Origin of the sequence: Stenotrophomonas maltophilia (genome assembly GCF_039555535.1) — a bacterium.
In the GTDB taxonomy this organism is placed as follows: Bacteria; Pseudomonadota; Gammaproteobacteria; order Xanthomonadales; family Xanthomonadaceae; genus Stenotrophomonas; species Stenotrophomonas maltophilia_Q.
This window is the reverse complement of the sequence record NZ_CP154630.1, coordinates 2,190,606-2,211,194: the sequence shown is the minus strand read 5'-3', so window position 1 is coordinate 2,211,194 and position 20,589 is coordinate 2,190,606. Positions and strand designations below refer to the sequence as shown.

18 protein-coding genes are annotated in these 20,589 nt (G+C 66.8%); 2 read left to right on the top strand and 16 right to left on the bottom strand.

Features of this window, described 5'->3' with window-relative positions; all coding sequences use genetic code 11:
• Positions 1-14: 14 nt before the first annotated feature.
• Positions 15-431, bottom strand: a complete 417-nt coding sequence (locus AASM09_RS10210; RefSeq protein WP_010485385.1) for a host attachment family protein — start codon at positions 429-431, stop codon at positions 15-17.
• Positions 432-906: 475 nt separating this feature from the next.
• Here AASM09_RS10210 and proP point away from each other — a divergent pair, with 475 nt between their 5' ends.
• A complete protein-coding gene (gene proP / locus AASM09_RS10205; RefSeq protein ID WP_049426853.1) occupies positions 907-2,397 on the top strand; it encodes a glycine betaine/L-proline transporter ProP in 1,491 nt (496 codons plus the stop codon).
• Between the two features lie 97 nt (positions 2,398-2,494).
• Here the strand turns inward: proP and AASM09_RS10200 are convergent, their stop codons facing one another.
• The 9 genes from AASM09_RS10200 to AASM09_RS10160 form a co-directional block, all read right to left on the bottom strand.
• Positions 2,495-3,121, bottom strand: a complete 627-nt coding sequence (locus tag AASM09_RS10200; protein ID WP_100443837.1) for an AAA family ATPase — start codon at positions 3,119-3,121, stop codon at positions 2,495-2,497.
• A gap of 3 nt (positions 3,122-3,124) precedes the next feature.
• Entirely contained in the window at positions 3,125-3,466 is a 342-nt protein-coding gene (locus AASM09_RS10195) for a type II toxin-antitoxin system prevent-host-death family antitoxin (RefSeq protein WP_049430257.1), read from the bottom strand.
• Between the two features lie 70 nt (positions 3,467-3,536).
• Positions 3,537-5,132: a sensor histidine kinase gene (locus tag AASM09_RS10190; RefSeq protein ID WP_049430256.1), complete on the bottom strand. Its 1,596-nt coding sequence runs from the start codon at positions 5,130-5,132 to the stop codon at positions 3,537-3,539.
• Between the two features lie 9 nt (positions 5,133-5,141).
• Complete coding sequence (locus AASM09_RS10185) at positions 5,142-5,546, bottom strand: response regulator (RefSeq protein WP_049430253.1); 405 nt, start codon at positions 5,544-5,546, stop codon at positions 5,142-5,144.
• 136 nt (positions 5,547-5,682) lie between these two features.
• Entirely contained in the window at positions 5,683-7,137 is a 1,455-nt protein-coding gene (locus tag AASM09_RS10180) for a surface lipoprotein assembly modifier (protein WP_049430251.1), read from the bottom strand.
• 90 nt (positions 7,138-7,227) lie between these two features.
• Positions 7,228-7,992, bottom strand: coding sequence for a Slam-dependent surface lipoprotein (locus tag AASM09_RS10175; protein WP_049430250.1), 765 nt, complete (start codon positions 7,990-7,992; stop codon positions 7,228-7,230).
• Positions 7,993-8,046: 54 nt separating this feature from the next.
• On the bottom strand, positions 8,047-11,169 hold the full coding sequence (locus tag AASM09_RS10170; protein ID WP_049430248.1) for a TonB-dependent receptor: 3,123 nt from the start codon (positions 11,167-11,169) through the stop codon (positions 8,047-8,049).
• 182 nt (positions 11,170-11,351) lie between these two features.
• A complete protein-coding gene (locus AASM09_RS10165; RefSeq protein WP_049430246.1) occupies positions 11,352-12,308 on the bottom strand; it encodes a FecR family protein in 957 nt (318 codons plus the stop codon).
• 82 nt (positions 12,309-12,390) lie between these two features.
• Entirely contained in the window at positions 12,391-12,894 is a 504-nt protein-coding gene (locus AASM09_RS10160) for an RNA polymerase sigma factor (RefSeq protein WP_049430245.1), read from the bottom strand.
• 400 nt (positions 12,895-13,294) lie between these two features.
• Here AASM09_RS10160 and AASM09_RS10155 point away from each other — a divergent pair, with 400 nt between their 5' ends.
• The gene (locus AASM09_RS10155; RefSeq protein WP_049430243.1) at positions 13,295-13,693 is read left to right on the top strand and encodes an OsmC family protein; all 399 of its coding nucleotides are present in this window, start codon (positions 13,295-13,297) and stop codon (positions 13,691-13,693) included.
• A 94-nt stretch (positions 13,694-13,787) separates the two neighbouring features.
• Here AASM09_RS10155 and AASM09_RS10150 read toward each other — a convergent pair whose 3' ends face one another.
• The 6 genes from AASM09_RS10150 to AASM09_RS10125 form a co-directional block, all read right to left on the bottom strand.
• Positions 13,788-14,117, bottom strand: a complete 330-nt coding sequence (locus AASM09_RS10150; RefSeq protein WP_049430241.1) for a hypothetical protein — start codon at positions 14,115-14,117, stop codon at positions 13,788-13,790.
• Between the two features lie 98 nt (positions 14,118-14,215).
• Positions 14,216-15,961 carry a putative porin gene (locus AASM09_RS10145; protein WP_049430240.1) on the bottom strand — a complete coding sequence of 582 codons (1,746 nt, stop codon included), beginning with the start codon at positions 15,959-15,961 and terminating at the stop codon, positions 14,216-14,218.
• A gap of 42 nt (positions 15,962-16,003) precedes the next feature.
• Entirely contained in the window at positions 16,004-16,669 is a 666-nt protein-coding gene (locus AASM09_RS10140) for a cell envelope integrity protein TolA (RefSeq protein WP_100443836.1), read from the bottom strand.
• A gap of 39 nt (positions 16,670-16,708) precedes the next feature.
• Positions 16,709-17,122, bottom strand: coding sequence for an ExbD/TolR family protein (locus tag AASM09_RS10135; RefSeq protein ID WP_005409874.1), 414 nt, complete (start codon positions 17,120-17,122; stop codon positions 16,709-16,711).
• 10 nt (positions 17,123-17,132) lie between these two features.
• Positions 17,133-18,917 (bottom strand): DUF2341 domain-containing protein, encoded by a 1,785-nt coding sequence (locus AASM09_RS10130; protein WP_049431576.1) that lies wholly within the window; start codon positions 18,915-18,917, stop codon positions 17,133-17,135.
• A 37-nt stretch (positions 18,918-18,954) separates the two neighbouring features.
• Positions 18,955-20,577, bottom strand: coding sequence for a ShlB/FhaC/HecB family hemolysin secretion/activation protein (locus AASM09_RS10125; RefSeq protein ID WP_049431590.1), 1,623 nt, complete (start codon positions 20,575-20,577; stop codon positions 18,955-18,957).
• Positions 20,578-20,589: the final 12 nt, after the last annotated feature.

Sequence of the window (20,589 nt, the reverse complement as noted above, 5' to 3'; positions counted from 1 at the left end):
CAGAACCGGCAGGATCAGGCTGCAACTGCTTTCTGGATATCCGCCAGCGGTGCATTGGTCAGGTCCTTGGCGATATCACCCAGCAAGCGTGCCTGGGTCTCCTTGTGCAGCAGCGGGCGGATGCGTCCCAGCGTGGTCGGGTCGGCCACAAGCACCAGGTGTGCGTAGCGGTTGTTCAACGCATCATCGTTGAGCTGCTCGGCCACCTGCTTGGCAAACGTGGCTTCGTTGAGCTGGGAGATGGACATGTCCTTCGGCACCGCACCGGCCGGTCCCTGCCCGGAAACGCCCTGCTCGCTGATGTCCTGCAGCCGCAGTTCGCCCTCCTGCTTCAAGGCCAGCTGGTGATCACTGCCAACGTTGGTGAATACACGGGCCGAGCCACCATCGGCGACAACCACGAGCGTACCTTCGGGAATGCGACGGGTCATGCGATGCTCCTTCTCTGTTGCGTTCGCCTCCAACGTAGAGGGCGACGTGTGAGCAGTGCGGCCAGATTCCGTTCAACGCATGTCATCACCGCCGTGAAGATGAACAAGCACGGTGGAACACAGCATGCAGATCAGTCCGCTTCGCTGCACGCTCACGCGCGTGCCGTTATGATGAACCGATGATCGACACGACCCACTACGTGACGGGCGCACCTGTTACGTGGAAAGCACTGCCGACCGGCGCTTCGCTTGCCACGCATGTTTCTGCTCCGCCCATCCACCGCCTCGCGCTGGATCCTGGCGGATGACGCCCGCAGGCACTTCGCCTGCCACTTCCCGCATCGCTGTGATTCCCGGCCGCTGACTGCGCCGCCGTAGTCGCGTTGCCATGTTTCCGCCGCAACGGCGGTGCTTTGCCGTGCGCGTGCATCCACGCGTGCTGCCTTTCCCATTCCACATCTCCAAGGGAGCCCCCATGCAGGACACGCCCGAGGCACATGCCCATTTCGGCTGGTTCAAGCGCCGCCGCCACCTGAAGGTCGACGAGATCACCGTCGTCGACAAGCCCATGCTCAAGCGCGCCGTCGGTGCCGCCGCACTGGGCAATGCCATGGAGTGGTTCGACTTCGGTGTCTACGGCTATCTGGCCGTCACCATCGGCCAGGTGTTCTTCCCGTCCAGCAATCCCACTGCACAGGTGATCGCTGCCTTCGCGACATTCACCGTGGCGTTCCTGGTCCGGCCGCTGGGTGGCCTGGTATTCGGCCCGCTGGGCGATCGCTATGGCCGCCAGAAGGTGCTGGCGTTCACCATGATCCTGATGGCGCTCGGCACCTTCTCCATCGGCCTGATTCCTTCCTACGAGCGCATCGGCATATGGGCCCCGGTGCTGTTGCTGCTCGCGCGCGTAGTGCAGGGCTTTTCCACCGGCGGTGAATATGGCGGTGCGGCGACCTTCATCGCCGAGTACTCCACCGACCGCAACCGCGGCCTGATGGGCAGCTGGCTGGAGTTCGGCACACTGGGCGGCTACATCGCCGGCGCGGGCACCGTGACCGCACTGCACATGGTGCTGAACAGCGAGCAGATGCTGGACTGGGGCTGGCGCATCCCATTCCTGGTGGCCGGTCCGCTCGGCCTGCTCGGCCTGTACATGCGCATGAAACTGGAGGAAACCCCGGCGTTCCGCGCCTTCGCCGAGGAAGCCGAGAAGCGCGAGCACGATCGTCCCGGGCTGGGCGCACTGTTCCAGGTGCACGGTCGCCAGCTGCTGGTATGCATGGGCCTGGTGCTGGTGTTCAACGTCACCGACTACATGCTGCTGACCTACATGCCCAGCTACCTCAGCGTGACCATGGGCTATGCCGAGAGCAAGGGCCTGCTGCTGATCATCATCGTGATGCTGGTGATGATGCCGTTGAACATCGTCGGCGGCTTGTTCAGTGACCGGCTCGGCCGTCGGCCGATGATCATCGGCGCGTGCATCGCGCTGCTGGTGCTGGCCGTGCCCTGCCTGCTGCTGGTGGGCAGCGGCAACGATTGGCTGATCTTCCTGGGCCTGATGCTGCTGGGCCTGGCGCTGGTGTGCTTCACCAGTTCGATGCCGTCCACGCTGCCGGCGCTGTTCTATACGCCGGTGCGCTACAGCGCGCTTTCGATTGCCTTCAATGTGTCGGTGTCGTTGTTCGGTGGCACCACGCCGCTGGTGACCGCATGGCTGGTGGAGCGCACCGGCGACCCGCTGGTGCCGGCCTATTACCTGATGGGCGCGGCGGTGATCGGGCTGGTGACCATGCTGTTCGTGAAGGAGACCGCCGGCCTGCCGCTGCGCGGCTCACCGCCGGCGGTGGGCAGCGAGAAGGAAGCCGCGGCGTTGCTGAAGAGCGATGTGCCCGTGACGGTGGACCCGGCGTTGCCGCCGTTGCCGGAGGGTGCGGAGCCCGAGCAGGCGAAGCCGGCCCTGTAGAGCCGAGCCCACGCTCGGCTGCTTTTCGGGTGTTCAGCCGAGCATGGGCTCGGCGCTACAAGGGAGCGGCGATACGCCATCCACGCATGGCGTGGATCTACCGGGAGGTGTTCAACTCCATCGCGCGCATCACGATAGGCTTGGCCCAGTCCGGGGTGTGCAGCAGTTCGGCCACCGAGACCGGGTACTGCAGCTGGCCATTGGCCATCGCCAGTACCGGCAGCGGTTCGGCACAGCCCTCGGCATCGGCCGGGGCGCTGTTGTCGTAGACATGCAGTTCGGCCAGGTGCGGCAGCAGGTCTAGCAGGTTCTCGCGCGCCGAGTCGAAGCGGGCATGGATCTTCTCCGCCGGAATGTCATGCCCGCCCGCCGCCACCCGCGCTGCAACGCGGGCAATGTGCAGCTCCACCGACGACAGCCCGCAGAACCAGATCGCCACCTGGTGCTGGGCGCAGGCCTCGCGCAGCAGGCGCGGAATGGTGTTGCCGCCCAGTGTGGTCTCGAAGGCGAAGTCGGTGCCATCGGCCATGGCCTGGCGCAGGCGGCGGGTGCCTTCCTGCCACGCCTCGGCATTGGCATCGGGCAGCGGCCAGCCGGCCTCCACCAGGCGACGGGTGAAGGAATCAGGATTGAACCAGCTCAGCCCTTCGGCTTCCAGCCAGGTACCAAGCAGCGAACTCTTGCCGGCGCCGTTGACGCCGGCCAACACCAGGATCCGCCCCATCGGTCAGAGCGGACGGCCGACGGTGACCTTGCGACCGCGGCGGATCGGCTGGCCCAGAACCTTGCCCAGCCCCTCCCCGCGCTGCAGGCTGGCCAGGGTCTGGTCGAATTCACCGCGCAGGCGCAGCAGCTCTTCGCTGCGCTCACCGGCATCACTGCCGGCGGCTTTGGCCAGCAGCTCCTGATAGGTGCGGATGTCCACGATCACCGCTTCCGGATGATTGTGGTTGGTGATGACCAGCGCCTGCTTCTCGCGCACGGTGCGCATCAGGCTCGGCCAGCCGCGGGTCTTCACCGACGACGCGGGGGCCTTTTCGAGGCCAGGCAGATCCAGCGGCAGGGTCATGGCACGGCTCCGGGCAGGGTGGATAATGGCCACTATACCCAATTTGGTCAAATTGGATATAAATGAACCTTTACCTGCCGGAGCCGTCCGCCGCAGCGCACGGCGCATCGGTCTGCAGCAGGCTGTCACGCTCGCGCAGCGGGAAGCGGATCCAGGCATCCAGTCCCTGCGGGTCGAAGCGCAGTTCACCGCTGCCGGCCAGTTCATAGGGCACGCGCTGCTCGATCAGCGCCCGGCCAAGCCCACGCTGCCGGGGCAGCTCCCAGTCTTCCACAGCGGCATGGCGTTCACACCAGTGCAGCCCCAGCCACGGCTGCCCGCCCTGCACATGCAGGTGCCAGGTCACCTCGATCCGGCCATCCTCATGGCTCAGTGCGCCATGCCGCAGGGCGTTGGTCGCCAATTCGTGGATCGCCAGGGACAGCACTTCGGCCGCCTTCGGCGGCAGCAACACGTCCTCGCCCTGCAGGCGGTAGGCGGCCGCTGCCGGCCTCAGCGCCGCGATCTCCTCATCGATCATGCCACGCAGGCAGACCCCGGCATTGGCGCCACGGGTCAGCAGGCTCTGCGTGCGTGCCAGCGACATCAGTCGCCCGCACAACCGTTCAGCGTATTCATCCACGCTGCTGACCGACTCGCGGGTCCGCCAGGCAATGGCATGGATGGTCGACATGATGTTGCGCACCCGGTGCTGCAGTTCGGCCAGCAATACAGACTGGCGCTCGGTGGCACGCTTGAGATCGTCGATGTCCACGGCGATGGCAAATACGCCGCTGACCTCACCGTCGCCATCGCGCAGGGGCGCGGCCGCGACCCGGGTCCAGCGCGCGCGCCCATCGTCATGCAGATACTGGAACTCCAGCCCCGGCACCACGGTCTCGCCGCGCATCGCACGGGCGATGGCGAAATCCTCCGGCCCGATGGCGCTGCCGTCCGCATGCCAGCCACGCCAGCGATGCAGGTTCACCTCATCCGTGGAGGGCACCTTGCCGCTGGGCAGATAGGCACGCATCTGGTCGTTGGACAGCTGCAGGCGCCCTTCGGTGTCGACAATGCAGACGCCCACCGGCAGCACCTTGAAGGCCAATGCCAGGCGCCGGTCCGCCTCCCGCCGCTTCTGCTCTTCGCGCTCGCGTGCCGATTGGGCCACATGCGCCGCTGTGGTCTCGAACATGGTCACGAGCACGCCGTTGATGCGCCCTTCCTCGCCACGGATCGGGCTGTAGGTAATGGTGAACCAGACATCCTCCAACCGCCCGCGGCGCGCCAGGGGATAGAGTTTGTCCTCGTAGGTGATGGTTTCGCCCTGCCAGACGCGCTGGTAGATCGGTCCATTGATATGCCAGACCTCGGGCCAGCACTCGCGGGTCGGCTGGCCGAGCCCGCCGGGATGCTTGTCGGCCAGAATCTCGGCATAGCCATCGTTGTAGAGCTGCACCAGCTGCTCACCCCACAGCACGATCATCGGGAAACCATGGGCCAGCATCAGGTCGACGGTGGCGCGCAGGTGGGGCGGCCACTGCTCGCAGGCACCCAACGGCGTGGATGACCAGTCGTGGCGGGCGATGCGCGCGGCCATGCCATCGTGGCGCACATGCAGCTGCGGTGCAGGTGGCATCTGGCCACGCAGCTTGGCGGCGTGGATGCCTTCAGGACGGCGCGACATGCCGCGCAATCAGGCGATGCCCGCAGCGACCTGCGGCGCCGCCACCAGCCCGGCCAGCTGCTGCACCAGGGTTTCGATGTGATAGGGCTTGGTACAGCGCGGCGCGCTGGCGAAGCGGCTGGGCAGGTTGTCGTCGTAACCGGAGGTCAGCAGGAAGGGCGTACCCGCCTCGGCCAGCCGATCGGCCAGCGGATAGACCTGCTCACCGCCCAGGTTGATGTCCAGCAATGCCACATCGATGGGATGGGTATCGACCAGCTGCCCCAGCGCCTGCAGGTCACCGGCAGGCCCCACCACCTGTGCGCCTTCAAGCTCCAGATAGTCGACCAGGAACATCGCGATGGCGAATTCATCCTCCGCCACCAGTACGCGCAGCCCTTTCAGGCCCTCTGGTTTGTTGCCCGCTTCCAGCACGACCGGCGCTCCTCGATACACGCGGCCCACCTCTGCCGCAACGCCCGCAGGATGCGCGAACCGGGCTACAAGAGCGCGTGATGATGGATGAAGATCGCGACCACGGCACGTTCACCGCCGCGTTGCAACGGCGCGTTCAGAAGGCCCGTTCCCACTTCAGGCTGAGCAGGCTGCGGTCGTGGCTGTACAGCCAGCCGACGTTGCTGTCGATGCGCGCGTAGCGCAGGCTCAGGCTGGGTACCAGCCCGGCCACGGCCAGGCGCTCGCTGCGGACGATAGCGATCAGGTTCTGCTCGCTGTCCTGGCGACGCGCTTCCAGCAGCGGGCTCCACGCGTCATAGTCGCGCTCGCGCAACGAGGCGAACACGGTGGCGGTGGTGCCGCTCCACTGGCGTGCCACGCCCAGCCGAAGACCGCGTTGGCAGTAGCCGTTGGCCGGGTCGGCAGCGTTGCTGTCGGTCACATCCAACCCGGCGAAGACCGACCAGCGTGGATTGAGCGCGCGGAACCAGGTGGCATACACCGCCGCCAGCTCGCCATCGTAGTTGCTGGCCAGGCCGTGCTGGCGATAGCGCTGGCGCTTCCAGTCAGCCTCCAGCTTGAGCAGGCTGCGTGCATCCAGGGTGTACTGCCATTCTGCGTGCACGCCACTGCCGCCCTGCAGCGCATGGTTGCCCAGGCCCTGGTAGTCATAGCTGGGGGCGAGCATCACGGTCTGCCGTGCACTACGCCAGCTGTAACCCGCCTGCACGTTGGCATTGAGCTCGTTGTACGCACTGTGCCCGCGCCATGCCTGACCGAAGGCGAGACCGCGTACGTACAGTCCATGATGCCCGCGCAGCACCCAGCGCCGTTCCAGGCTGGCGTCGTAGTCGAGCCCCCCCGCGCGCTGGGCGTCGGGCAGTTTCCGTTGGATGATGCAGGCGTCGCCCACGCCGAACAGGCAGGTGCGACTGGCCGAGCTGCGGTTGATGTTGTCGCTCCAGGCGGGCCCGGCCGCGACCGCTCCCTTCCAGCGTTGCCGTGCCTGCAGCGCCGCCAGATAGCCGTCGACGCGCGCACGCACGCCGGCCGTGGCAGGGTCGTCGCCATCGATGCCAGAGGCGATCGCGCGAAACAGCCCCGTGGCCTCGCGGTCGCGCTGGTCTTCGGCAAAGACACGCGCCAGTTCCAGTCGCGCTGGCAGAAAATCCGGCTGCGCGGTCAACAGCGCTTCGTATTCACGGGCCGCACGATGATGATCGCCGGCCACCCGGGCCAGCGCGCCCTGCGCATAGTGGCGCAGCAGTGGATCATGGCCGGAAAGCTCGATGTATTCGTCCAGGAACGCGGCGGCGGCCTGCCATTGCTGGTGCTGCAACGACAGGTACAAGGCCTGGCCGAGGTCATCGACGGTGCGCTCCACGCGCAGGGTCTGACCGTCGATGGTGATGGTCGGCCGTTGCGATTCGGCCTGCTGCAGGCGTTGCTGGTCCTGCCGCTGGTGGAGTAGTTCGCTGCCCTGTTCCAGCACACGGCGCAGATCGTCCTGCTGGGCGCGCACATCGGCGGCGGCCAGCAGCAGAACGAGTAGGAAGATGGGGTGGCGCATGGTCGATCCGTGGTGGGGCGTGCAACGGGCCGAAGCAGGGACTGGCGGATCGCGGCTTGTCCCTGCCCTGCCCCGTCAGGGGCGTGGCGATCAGTTCTTGCTGCCGCCGAAGGCGGTGTCGTACTGGCTGTTGCCGCTGAAGGTGGCAATACCGGCCAGGGTGGCCGCGTTGGCGCCGAAGAACTGGCCCTGGGTGGTGCCGGCAACGCTGCCGTTGGCGGTGGCGGTGCCCGCGAACGAGGCGTTGGCGCTGCTGATGTTGGCGTTGACGTTGATTGCCAGGCCACCACCGGTCAGGCCACCGAGCAGCGTGCCGTTCCCGAAGTTGGCGCGGAAGGTGCCCGACAGCAGGTTGCTGCCGTTGAACTTGTTCAGGCCCGCCACGCTGTAGGTGGCCACACCGGCCGGCAGCGTGGTGCCGGCGCGATCACCGACGAAGTAGACCTGCCGGTTGTTGAAACCACCGGCGGCGCCATCCTTGGACCACTCGCCGAACCACACATCGCCGCTGCCGACCTTGACGAAGTTGAAGTGGCCCATGCCCGAGTGGCTGCCCGGCGCGCCGGTGATCGGCATGGCCACGGTGCGCACGGTGGTGCCGTTGACCGTGGTCGGCACCGAGTACGCTGACAGGCCCTGGAAGTCGACACGGCGGGCGCCGGAGACGGTGCCGACGCCGATGCCGGCCTTGCCAGCCTGGTGCGGGCCGCCGTTGACCTGCGATTCACCGACGGCGACGTACAGCTCGGCATCGGTCACCGGGCTGGCTGCGCCGACGATATCGGCTGCCTGCGCGGAACCGGCCAGGGCGAAGGTTGCCGCAACGGCGAGAACCGAACGGGAAATCATCTTCATGGTATTGCTCCTTGGGTTGAGGGAACTACGGGTACAACACGTGAAACGGATACATCAGAAGCGCGCGGTGACGCCGAGCTTGATCGTGCGGCCCGGCGCCGGAAGCGTGGAGCGCGTGGCCGGGTCGACGTAGTAGCGGTTGCCGAGGTTGCTGCCGACCAGCTCGACGCTGGCGTGCTGGTTGAAGCGCCAGCGCGCATAGGCGTCGACGGTGGTGATGTTGCCCCAGGTGAACGGCACGTTCTGCCACAGCAGGCTGCTGCCGCCGGCCAGCAGCCGGTCGCGGTACGCCTGCAGATCGGGGTTCTCGTGGCGCTGGTAGTGGACGATGCGGCTCCCCAGTTCCAACTGCTCATCGAACAGGCGCGTGCCCAGCGACAGGTTCACCGACAGCTTCGGAATCGCTTGGGTCAGCAGGTAGCCACTGACGAAGCCGTCCTGCACGCAGTTCGGGACCAGGCCACGATTGGCGTCCAGCAGCACGGCCGCACTTTCGTCGCACACCTCGTTTTCCAGCGTGCGGGTGATGCCCAGGTCGGTGAAGAAGCGCCGGTTGTCGAAGCGCGCCTGCAGCTCGATGCCGCGAATGGTCTGCTTGTCGATGTTGTCGAACATGAAATACGCATCACGCTCGATCACGTTGCGGGTCTTGTGCACGTAATAGGCCAGCTTGACGTCGGCATCGGCGGTGTTGCCGAACAGGCCGGAAAGGTTGTGCACGTAGCCCAGTTCGTAGTTGTAGGCGTGTTCCGGCTTGAGCGCATACAGCGGGTTGAGGCTGCTGGAGAAGGCGATGGTGCTTTCGAACATGCTCGGGAAGCGCGCCGCCTCGCTGTAGCGCAGGTAGACGCGTGCGGCCGGCGAAAGGTTCACCGTGGCCGAGAAACTGGGAAGCCAGGCATGGTCACGACGGCGTTCATTGCGTCCATCCACCGGTCGCGACTGCAGAGTGCTGCCGATGCTGCAGACCAGGTCGCTGCCCGCGTAGAGCGGCAGCGCACCGGGAATCGCCGCCACATGGCCATTGAGGCAGGGGTTGGTGGCACGGCTGTAGTTGCCGCTGGCATCAGGCTGCCAGGCGATGCGGTGTTCCACCGCCTGCGGCGTCTCGTAGTACGCCAGCAGGCCATGCAATGCATCGTCGATCACCGAACCCATGCCGATACTCTCCCAGAACTCACGTTCGGCCTCGAGCGCGTCGATCTCCGCCTGCAGACTGGCCGGCCGCTCGGGCAGCTCGTTGGTCCGGTAGGTCGCCTCCCTGCTGCCCACGCCCTTGGTCAGCAGCTCCGGATGCGCCTGCAGAAAGTCGTCGAACGCCCAGTACCGGCTGTAGCGCACGCCGGCATTGAGGGTGAGGAAATCGACCGGGCGCCATTCCAGGTTCAGATAGCCCTCGCCTTCCTGGCGGCGGCCGGCGCGCGGGTACATGCGCCAGCCATCGGAGGGACCGAAGTACGGGTCACGCGAGCCGAGCTTTTCGTATTGCCAGTTGCCACCCACGGTCAGGTCGAGGGTGGAATGCAGCGCGAAGCGGTTGCTCAGGGTCAGGCCGGTGCGGTCGTTGCGCGCATTGGCCAACGCGGTGTTGCGCAGGATCGGGCTGGCGTCCGGGTTCCACGCCGGGTTGCCTGGCGCGAAGTTCGGAAAGCCGCCTGCGGTGTAGGTGTCGCTGTCCGTCTCGGTGCGCCATAGATTGGCATACAGGTCCAGCCAACGGCTGTCGGCTGGCTGGAAGCGGTACTCCAGGTTCCAGGCATCGGAGGCGACGCGGCTGAGCGGCCATTGGATGCGCCCGTAATCCGGCGCGGACAGGATGCGCGAGGGCATGATCTCGCCGTAGTGCGACAGCGTGCGCCGCCAGGTGGCCTTCAGCTGCTGGTCGTCGTTGATCTGCCAGCCACCCTTGACCAGCCACGACTCCTGTTCGCTGGAGGTATTGGGCACTTCATCGCCGGGCTTGAAGTAGCGTGCCAGCGTGGTGATGTAATCGATGCCCTGGTACTCGAACTGCTCGCGCGGATCCTGGTCGTAGTAGCCACTTCCCTTGCTGCCGGAGAAGTAGTTGCCACGCTTGCGCCAGGCGTAGGCCGCCATCAGGTCGACGGTATCGCCGCGGTAGCCCAGTGCCAGGCGCCAGGCCTGGTCTTCGCCGTTGAAGGGGTTGTTGCCGCTGCGCGACTTCACCGGCACCACCAGGGTGCGGTCGTCATAGGGCGAGTTCGGCGAGCCCTGCGGGAATCCCCGCACGATGCGGTAGTCCTCGCCGGTGTGCAGGCGTGGCAGGCGCGGCGCCACGGCATTGCTGCTGCCTTCGATCTTCAGCTCCCCGCCGAAGCGCTCGCCGGCCGCAACGATGTCATCGACATCGATGGTCTTGATCACCAGCGCGCCACCGATCCCGCTGTGCACATCGCGCACCAGCCCTGGCCCCTTGATGACCTGGATGCCACCAATCAGGTTGGGATCGATGTAGTTGCGGTTGCTGACGCCGTTGTAGCCGCGCCAGACCGTAAGCGCCTGTTCGCCACCGTCGATGCTGACCGGCACCCGCCCCGGCCCCTGGATGCCACGGATGTTGATGTCCAGCGCGCCGCTGTTGCGCGCATCGCCACTGAACACGCCGACCAGATCCTTGACCACATCGGCCGGGTTGGAGCCGCGGTAACGCTCTACCCGGTCGCGCCCCGAATACGCCGTGGTCAGGTCCAGCGCGAACACATCATCGTAGCCGCGCCGATCACGGGCCTCTCCCCCTTCCGACTGCAGGCGACCGGCCACGTCCAGTGTCTCGGTCACCCGTACCCCTTCCCCCTCACCCGCCTCCGCTGCGGCCCGCAGGCTCCAGGTGCCGTCCATGCCGCGCTGCGCGCGCACGCCGCTGCCCCGCAGCAGCTGCTGCAGGGCCTGCATCTGGCTGTACTCGCCACTCACCGCACTGGAGCGGCGGCCCTCCACAATGTCGCTGCGGAACACCACCTGCACATCAGCCTGGCGGCCAAAGGCACGCACCGCGTCGGCCAGTGGTTGCTCCGGAATGGCGTACTGGCGCACCGGTGCGACGATCGCCGGTTGCGCGTGCACGACCGGCACCCAGGCCAGCGGCAGCAGTGCGGTGGAGATGGACAGGGCCAGGACGGTGGCGCGACGATGACAGGCGGATGCCGTGGACGGCATGGACAGGAACTCCTCAAGCGGGGCGGGACCACGGGCACATCCGGTGCCGGTGGTGTGTCTGGCTTGAGGAAAAACGGTGTTTCGCTCTGGCTATACCTCTATAGACAGCAGGGCACAGTGGCTGCCCACGGTTTTTTCATGTTTTTTTCGTGCGGCCGGTTCGTCCATGCGCCAGGGCCGTATCACCACAGCACCATGGCCCCGCCCGGCAGGCGCTGCACGCGCAGTCCCGCCTGCGCGGCAACCGCATCGATGGCGGTCTCCGGTTGCTGCAGGTGGAACAGGCCACTCACCCGCACGCGTGCGCCCTGCCCGCCCAGCACCCACACCGGGGCACGACGGTAGCGCGCCAGATCGGCGATGGCCTGCGCGGCCGGTTGATCGTCGATCACCACCTCGCCACGCCGCCACGGCGCCATGGCCTCGGGATCCTCCAGCTGCACCGGCTGCAGCCAGCGACCGTCGCGGAACGTGCGCGCCTGCCCGGCATGCAGGCGCTGCACGCTGCCATCGCCCGGACGCACATCGACCGCGCCTTCGCTGACCCGGGTGGTGACCGTGGTGTCCAGCCTCGACACGCTGAAGGCAGTGCCGATATCACGGACCAGCCCGCCCGCCGCCTCCACCTGGAACGGGCGCGCCTCGTGCGCCACCTGGAACCAGGCCTGGCCGCGCAGCAGGCGAAGGCGGCGCTGCTGGCCATTGAATTCAATCGCCAGTGCGGCGCCGGCGTCGAGTACAGCGGTGCTGCCGTCCTCCAGCTGCACCACGCGCGGTGCATCGCTGCTGCGCAGGTCACTGCGTGCCAGCAGCAGCGCGTGTGGCGCAGCGGCAACCATCAGCACCACCGCCGCAGCGCTGGCCAGCAGCCATGGCAGCCGGCGGCGCGGCGCGAGCGGACGCAGCCCTTCGCGATCAGCCGTCAACCCGGGCAACGCGGCCAGTACGTCGGGCCCAGCGCCATCCAACCCTTGCCAGAAGGCCTGTTGCCGGCGCCATGCCAGCGCATGGCGCGGATCGGACTGCAGCCAGCGCTGCAGGGTTCGTTGCTGGCGATCCGGCAGCGGACCCGCACTGCACCGTATCACCCAGCGCAACGCCTGCCTGGCCTGACGCGGCGAGGGTTCGGACGTGGTCATGGTTGTGGCCTGCCGCACCGCGAACGGGTGCGCTTTCCTGTTGTGACAACGGCGGGCGCGATCTGCCCACGGCAATCGCGCCTCATCGGCGTGTTCCCTGCTGGTGCTGCTGGATCAGCAATGCCGCGCGCAGTACGTATTTGCCCACCACGCTCTTGGAAATGCCGAGGCGCGCGGCGATCTCGCGCTCGCTCAGGCCCAGGTAACGGTTGAGCACGAAGCACTCGCGTACCTGCGCTGGCAAGGCAAGGATGGTCTGGGTGATCTCGCGCAGCTGCGCCTGGTCCAGCGCCTGGGCCTCGCCATCATGGCGTGCATCGGCCATGTCGACGGCGTACTCGGCCATCGCGCGCCGCTCGCGGGCGTCAGCCTGGCTGCGGTTGAGCGCGTGGTGGTAGGCCATCCGGTACAGATACCCGCGCGGCTCGAGGATGGGGGGATCGCCGGGTACGCTGCTGGCCTTCAGGTACAGGTTCTGCAGGGTGTCCTCGGTACTGGCTGGGTCGAGGTAGCGCGCGATGAAGCGGGACAACGCACGGCGCTCGCGGATCAGCAGCTCGACCAGCGCCAGGGCATTGGGAGACATAGGTGCCAAGGCCGGACCGGGGAATGATGGGCGTGATGGCGACGGTCCGGACGTGGATTGTGGGCTGCGCAGCCGCAGGCGGCAAGCCACGCCTTGTAGAGCCAAGCCCATGCTCGGCTGTGCCTGCGCCAAAGGCAGCCGAGCATCGGCTCGGCTCTACAGTGGATCCACGCCACGCGCGGATGGGAGGCTACGGCTCGTCCAACGCATCGAAACGCTCGACCAGGTAATCGATCAACGCGCGTACTGGCCTGCAAGGCTGCGGCATCCCGTTCTCGTACGATCGTCGTGACGGCGCCGGTTCTGGCTGGCGCCGCCTTCGGAAGCAGTCGAGCATGGCTCGACGCTACGGTGGGATTGGCCGAACATGACTCGGCCCTACAGACAACAGGAGATCCCGATGGCCTACGCACGCATTGTTTCGAGCGCCGACAACTACCTGCACCACATCAGCAACGGCACATTCGAGGTGGATGCGGACGAGCCTGCCTCGCTGGGCGGTCAGGGCAAGGGTTTCGCGCCGTTCGATCTGTATCTGGCCTCGCTGGCGGCATGTACTGCCATCACCCTGCGCATGTACGCGCAGCGCAAGGGCTGGGAGCTGGGCGAGTTCCATGCCGAGCTGCGCTCGGACCGTGACGAGGATGGACGCTTCCATGTGCACCGCGTGCTGCATGCCAGCGCCGAGCTGAGCGATGCACAGTGGCATCGGTTGCTGGAAGTCGTGGAGAAGACCCCGGTTACGCTGGTGATGCGCGAGGGTGCGCGCATCACCAGTGAACGCGGGGCCGCCGCGTAACCCCGTCCACGCATGGCGTGGATCTACTGTAGAGCCGAGCCCATGCTCCGCTCCGCAGCATGCAGCCGAGCGTGGGCTCGGCTCTACATTCCGCTCAGCGCCGTGAATGCAACACGGTGCGCTGGCGCATCGCGTTGAACTCCTGCTCCACCTGCTGGATGTCCTCGGCCTGGAAACCGGCCGCGTCCAGCAGCTGGTCGGCGGCAGCCGCTGCCAGCGGATCATCGTCACGCTGGCGCCAGAAGCGCGCCGGCAGGAAATACCCCACTTCGCTGCGCCCACGCATGATCACCACCGGCCGTCCCGCATACAGCAGGAACTCCGCCAGGTGCTGGCGCAGCCCCTCCACCGAGACGTAGGCCGGCCCGATGCCCAGCGACTGACTGGACGGTTCGGGACTCTCGAACAGCTTGCGACGGCTCATCCACTTCTCCTTATGTGCAACGCGTGGTCTCCTTTCCTTAGACGTGCGCATCGCTGCACCCCCGCCACGCACGACGTGATCCGCATCACGCCCGCCGCTCAGAACCCGGTGTTGAACTCCAGCTGGAACACATCGATCGACAGCGGCGCACCGGATACTTCCTTGGCCGCCATCCACTTGCCACTGATCCAGCTGCGCGCGTCCAGCGCGTAGGCGCCGCCCACGTAGTAGCCACGGGCGTTGGTGCCGCCGAGGTGGAAGTTCGGGTCGTTGTAAGCGTCCGGCAGCGCATCGGCCTCGATGTGCTTGTAGCCCAGCAGCGCCTGCCACTGGCCCTTCTCCTTCAGGTCAGTGGCGCCGAAGGTGGCCTGCACCATCCAGGCCGTGTCGCCGCTGCGGAAGGTATCGATGCTGGCGGTGCCACCGGCACCGTAGTTGTTGACGATGCCGTTGTTGGCGCGGCTGAACATGGCCTGCTTGTCGTAGGCCAGGTTGCGGATGTAGTCGCCATCCAGGCGCAGAGCGATGCCCTGGGCCAGCTGCGTGTCCCAGCGCAGGTTCAAGGTAGCCAGGCGGAAGGCCGAGGCCAGGCCGACATACTGCGGGGTCGGCGTGTTGGCCGGGTCCAGCGGATTGCGCGCGATGTCGCGGATCAGCATCAGGGTGTTGCCCTTCTGCATGAAGGCCGGGCGCGACCAGTCGGTGTCACAGCCGACCGCGCCTGCGTACAGCGCGCACGGCGAGGACAGGCGGCCGCTGATGTTCTTGAAGTCGTAGTAGCCTAATGCAGCGCGCAACGAATTCTGGTCATTGAAGCGCCAGTTCACACCCATCTGCGCACCGGACAGCCACTTGTTCTCGTTCGGGGCCTTGACCCGGCTCTGGCTGGGCGAGCTGTCGGAGGTGTACTCCAGCGGCACCACCGCGAGGTTGCCGAACAGGTCGACGTCCCCCCCGTTGAAGTCGTACTTCAGGTTCGCGGCCAGGCCATCGAAGTTGAGGTCGTTGGAGAACAGCGTGTCGCTGGTCCAGAAGGGATTGCCGAAGCGGCCACCACGCACTGTCACCCAGTCGGCCGGGCTGTAGGCCAGCCAGGCCTGGTCCAGCCACACGTCCTTCTTGCTCAGGCCACCGCCCAGCTGCTCGGTGGTCGACACCGGGCCATTGCTGCTGCCGCTGGCTAGGCGTACGCCGGCCGTGGTGTGCTGGCCGATGGTTGCCTCGATGCCAAGGCGGGCACGGATGCGCCACAGGTTGCGACGGTCCTGGCGGGTGTTCAGCAGAGGCGGCAACTGCAGATTGGTGTTGGTATTGGTGTCGAAGCCGTTGCCGGAATTGATCGACGCCCAATTGCTCACGATGTCGCTGTTGCGCTCGGAATAGAAGCGCGACTCGCTGCGCACGCGCATGTCCCCGGTGACCTTGATGCGCTTGGTCCATTCGGCCACTTCGTTCGGTGCAGCCCAGCCTTCGGACTTGGCCTGCGCCATCACGTCCTGGCGCACTTCGTCACGAATGCCATCGCGCACGCTCTGCGGCACGTACGGCACGCGCACGTCGCCGGCTTCCAGAGCCACGCCGCCGCTGGCGGCCGAAGGTGCAGTGGTCGCGATGCGCGATTCGGCCGCTGCTTCAGCCTCGGCCTGCACCAGAAGTGCCTGTCCATCTTCCGGCTTCAGCGCGCCGCTGGCGATCAGGCCCTTGATCAGCTTGACCATGGTGGTTTCAGCGGCCATCGCACCGGTCGGGGCAGCCAGACTGAGCAGCACGGCGCAGCACAGCAGCGCCCGTCGGGCCGGCCGCGGGCGGCGGGAATCGGTTCGTGCGCGGTCGTGGTCGTTCATCACGGTTCTCATCCAAAGAAGGGAAATCACGGAAGTCGGGAATCAGGCGCCGGGACGGCGGCCCTGAATCAGCACGCGGGCGGGGAAATCGAGCGACGGTGGCGGTGCCTGGTCAACCTTTCCGATGCGTCGCAGCGCATCGAGCACGGCCGCGTCGGCCTCCTCGTTGCCACTGCCGCGCACCAGCTCGACCTCTTCCAGGCGGCCATCCGTGGCCAGCCAGACGTTCACCTGCAGCTGGAAGGCCAGGCGCTTGACCTTGTCGTCGCGCGAGATCGCCTGCTGCATCAGGTAGCCGAGGTAGCGCCCATATGTCGCATTGCCGGCGCCGCCACGGCCGACGCCGGATGAACCGCCGCCGCTGCCGGACTGGATGCCGAAGTTGTCACCACCGGCCTGCGCGTCGGCATTCATCGTTACCGGGTCTGCATTGTCCGGCGTCGGTGTGGGCTCTTCAGCGGGCGTCGGCTGATCCAGCGGCTCCGGTTCGGGCATCGTTTCTTCCGGCGGCGTCTCCGGCTCCGGCGGCTTTTCCGGCGGCGGTGGCGGCGGCGGAGGTGGTGGTGGCAATGCCAGCATCGGCGGCTGCACCACCGGCCTGCGGGTGCTGGCGGTGTCCTTGAACAGCATCCACCACACGGCAATGCCAAGCACCAGCAGCGCAGCCAGCACCAGCGCGACGGTCACCAACAGCTGGCGGCCGCGCATGCCGGGCTCCGGCCGAGGGGGTTGATGGGCCGTCATGCCTCAGCCCTGCGCCTTGCCGGTGACCAGGCCGACCTGGGCCAGCTCCAGTCGCCGCAGCAGGTCCAGCACCTCGACCACGCGGGCGTACTGCACCTGCGCATCACCGCGCACGATCACCGGGAAATCCGGCGTGGTCGCGCGCTCGGTGCGCAGCCGGTCTTCCAGCTCGGCCATCGTCACCGGGTAGGCATCCAGGAACACCTGGCCGCTGGGGTCGATGGTGATCGCCTTGGTCTTCGGCTTCTCCAGCGCGACGCTGTTGCTGGCCTTCGGCAGGTTGACCTCAATGCCGGGGATGGAGGCGTTGCTGGTCAGGATGAAGATCACCAGCACCACCAGCAGCACGTCGACGAAGGGCGTCACGTTGATGCCCTTCTCGCGCTTCTTGATGCCGAACTTCGCCTTCTGGCCCATGGCGCGCCCCTCAGCCCTGGACCGCGGCCGGGCCGCGCCCGTCCTGCTCTTCGGCCAGGCGCGCGGCGAACTCGTCGATGAACACCGCCATGTCCGCGCCTATCGCTTCGGCGCGTGCACCCAGATAGTTGTAGCCGAACAGCGCCGGGATCGCGACGCCGAGGCCAGCCGCCGTACACAGCAGCGCCGCGGCCATGCCCGGCGCCACCGAGTTGATGTCCACCGCGCCAGCCATCGCCGCCACCACGAACACCAGCATGATGCCGATCACGGTGCCGAACAGGCCCACGTACGGCGCGCCCTCGATGGTGGTCGACAACCAGTTCATGCGCCGCGCCATCGATTCCTGCTCGCGCACCATCACCGCATCCATCGAGGCGCGGATCGCCGCAATGGTGGCGCCACTGAGGTAGCCACTGTTGCCATCGCGCTGGTGGCGCTGCTGCATTTCATCGATGGCGACCTGGTAGATGCGCCACAGCGAACCGTCGTGCATCGCCGTCGGCACCTTCCCCTGCTGGTTCATCTCGGACAAGGTGCGCAGCGGCACGCCGGAAAGCTTGCTGAAGCTCTCGGTGAACACTGCATTGGCCTTGCTGGTTCGACCGAAGTGGCGCCCCTTGGCGATCATGATCGCCCACGACAGCAGCATCATCAGGCCAAGGATGGCGACCACCACCCAGGCGTCGAATGGCATCGCCTTGAGGATGAAGGCGAAGTGGCTCTGCCCCGCCGATTGCTCGTCGGCACCGTAGCTGATCAGGCGCGAGTCGGCGCCCTGCGCGGTGGCATCGGCCAACAGCAGTGCCGCCGGGCGCGCGACGCGTGAGACCCGCAGTTCATCCAGCGCGCCATCGAAGTTGGCCAGCGCCTGCGTCGCACCCGGTGCGTCGGCACCCACCACCGCTGCGGTGGTCAGTGCCGGCAGTTCACCACTGAGCTGGGCCACCACGCGACCGTTCAGATACAGCTGCAACGAACCTTTCTCGGCGGTAAGCGCAAGATGCGCCCACTGCCCTTCCGGAATTGGCTGTGCCGGCGTGCTGCGCTGGCCGTTGAGCTGCACGAACGGCACACGGTTGTCGATACCCACCACCAGCTCGGCACTGCCATCACGCCGGGCATAGATCGCCTGCGCGGTGGTCAGCGCGCCCGGCTTGATCCAGGCCGAAACGGTGAGCGGCGCGCCCGCTTCCTGTGCCAGCGAAGCGCTGGCCGGCAGCGGCAGCGGGCCGGTCCCGAGCTGCACGCCACGCCCGATCACCGTGCTTTCCGCTGCGGGCACCACCGCGCCGGCCGTGTTGCCGTAGGCCGTGGTATCGCGCGCCGGCGCATTGGCTTCGGCAAAGTGGTAGACCAGCGTGTAGTCCGGATCGAACACCTGTTGGCCATTGCCGCTGGCCGGTGCCTTTGGGTTGCCGTAGTACATCCAGATTGTCTGCGGCGCGCTGGCGGTCAGTGCCGGCACGTCCACCCAGACCAGGGCCAGGCCCAGGTTCGGGTCGAACTGTTCGATCTGATGGGCTAGCACGGTGCGTCCGTCAGCAGAAACGAAGCGCAGGTCATTGCCGCCCTCCTGGGTGCCATCAAAACCGAAGTTGCCGGTATGCAGGCGCAGCAGCAGCGGTGTCCGCCCGGGGTTACCGGCCAACCCCGCACCCTGTGGGCCGGCGTCGACGGTGATCGGCTTGCGGTACTTCCATTCGGCCTGCCACCAGTTGGCATCGGCCGCGGCGGCGGGCAGCGCGATCAGCGCAGCCAGCAGCAGCAACATTCGGGAAAGCAGACGGTCCATGCAAAGGGTCTCCGGAGAACGCATCTCAAGGGAAGGGTCAGTAGCTGGTGCTGATGTTGAAATGCAGGCGCGGGTCGTCCTTGCGCGTGACCGGGCCATCGGCGTAGGGCCAGGCGTAGTCCAGGCGAAGCTGCAGGTGCTCGCCCAGGCGCAGCTGCGCGCCCAGGCCGACCGAGGCCAGGTTGTACTTGTCACGCTGCTCGGGCAGCGGCTGGCGCAGGCGCAGGTAGGCCGCGTCGGCAAAGCTGTAGACACGCAGGTCGGTGCCGCTCCACAGCGACCACGCCGGGGTGCGCCATTCCAGGCTGGCCAGGCCGCCGTAGTCGCCGATCGCCTCGGCCGACAGGTAGCCACGCACGGTGTACATGCCACCGGCGGCGAACTGCTCGGCCGACACCAGGGGCGCATCGGTCACCTGCAGCGAGCCGCGTGCGTACCACTGCCAGTCGCTGCCGAAGGTGTGGGTGTTGGCCACATCGGCCTTTAAGGCCACGAAACTCGGGTCGGCCCAGTAGCGCTTCTGGTCGAAGGCAATGGCGTCGCTGCCGTAGCCGAACAGGCGGCGGGTGCCAGCCACCAGCTGGGTGTTGATGCTCAGCTGATCCTGCTCGCCCTGGCGCACGCCGACGAAGGCCAGGGTGATCGGTGCGTACTTCAGTGGCGTTTTCAGGCTGTCCTTGCCCATCTGCGTGTCTTCCTCGGTGTCCTTGAAGTCCACGCCGAGACTAAGCTGTCGCCACCAGGCACCGCTGCCGGGCAGGCGGTAGTTGAGCTTGAGGCCGATCGAATGACCGTTACCGATCACATTGGTGCCGGTACCCGCGCCTGCACCGCCTTGACCACCCGCATTGAGTACGCGGCTGTCGGATTTGTAGCCCGAGGCCTCCAGGCTCCACGGCGTGCCCTCGAAGGGCACCGTGTAGGAGGCAGAGAACACCTTTGCCTGGTCCATGTCTTCCGGCGCGATGAACACGCCGATGCTCGCGCTGTGCCCACGCCGCCACAGGTTGTCATGGGCCAGCGATGCACTCAGCCGCAGCTTCTCGGTATCGGCGCTGTGGTCGTTGTTGAGCGCCGCACTGGCGCGCCACGGCGACTTCTCCTCGACCTGCAGGTCCACATCCATCGTGCCCGGCACCTGGCCCTCGCGCACCAGCGGCATCACCTGGCGGCGGCCCCCTTCGTTCAGCGCAGTCAATTCCTTCTGTGCTTGGTCGAAGTCCGGCACCTTGCCTTCCGCCAGCGCCGGCACGCGTTCGCGGATGCGCTCGGGCGATTCGTGCTTCGTTCCCACGACCCGCAGTTGGCCGATCGGTGTCTGCTGTACCTTCAGCAGCACCACGCCACCACTGACCTGCTGCTCGGGCAGCTCCACGTAGACCGACTGGTAGCCCGCCTGCTGGTATAGCGCACTGACGGCATCGCGTGCCTTCTCGACATCGGCCAGGGTCTTTCCCGGGCCGAGGAAGGGCTCGACCGCGCGCTCGATCTGGCGCGGATCGAGCACGGTATTGCCGCGTACGATGTATTCATTGATGTTCACGCTGGGCGCAGGCGCTGCCTCCTGCGCGAACAACGGCAGCGGCATCGCGGCCAGGGCCAGCACCAGGGGATGCAAGCGCAGGGGAAGGCGGACGGCTCGGCACGGAACAGGAGTCATCGAAGGCATCGC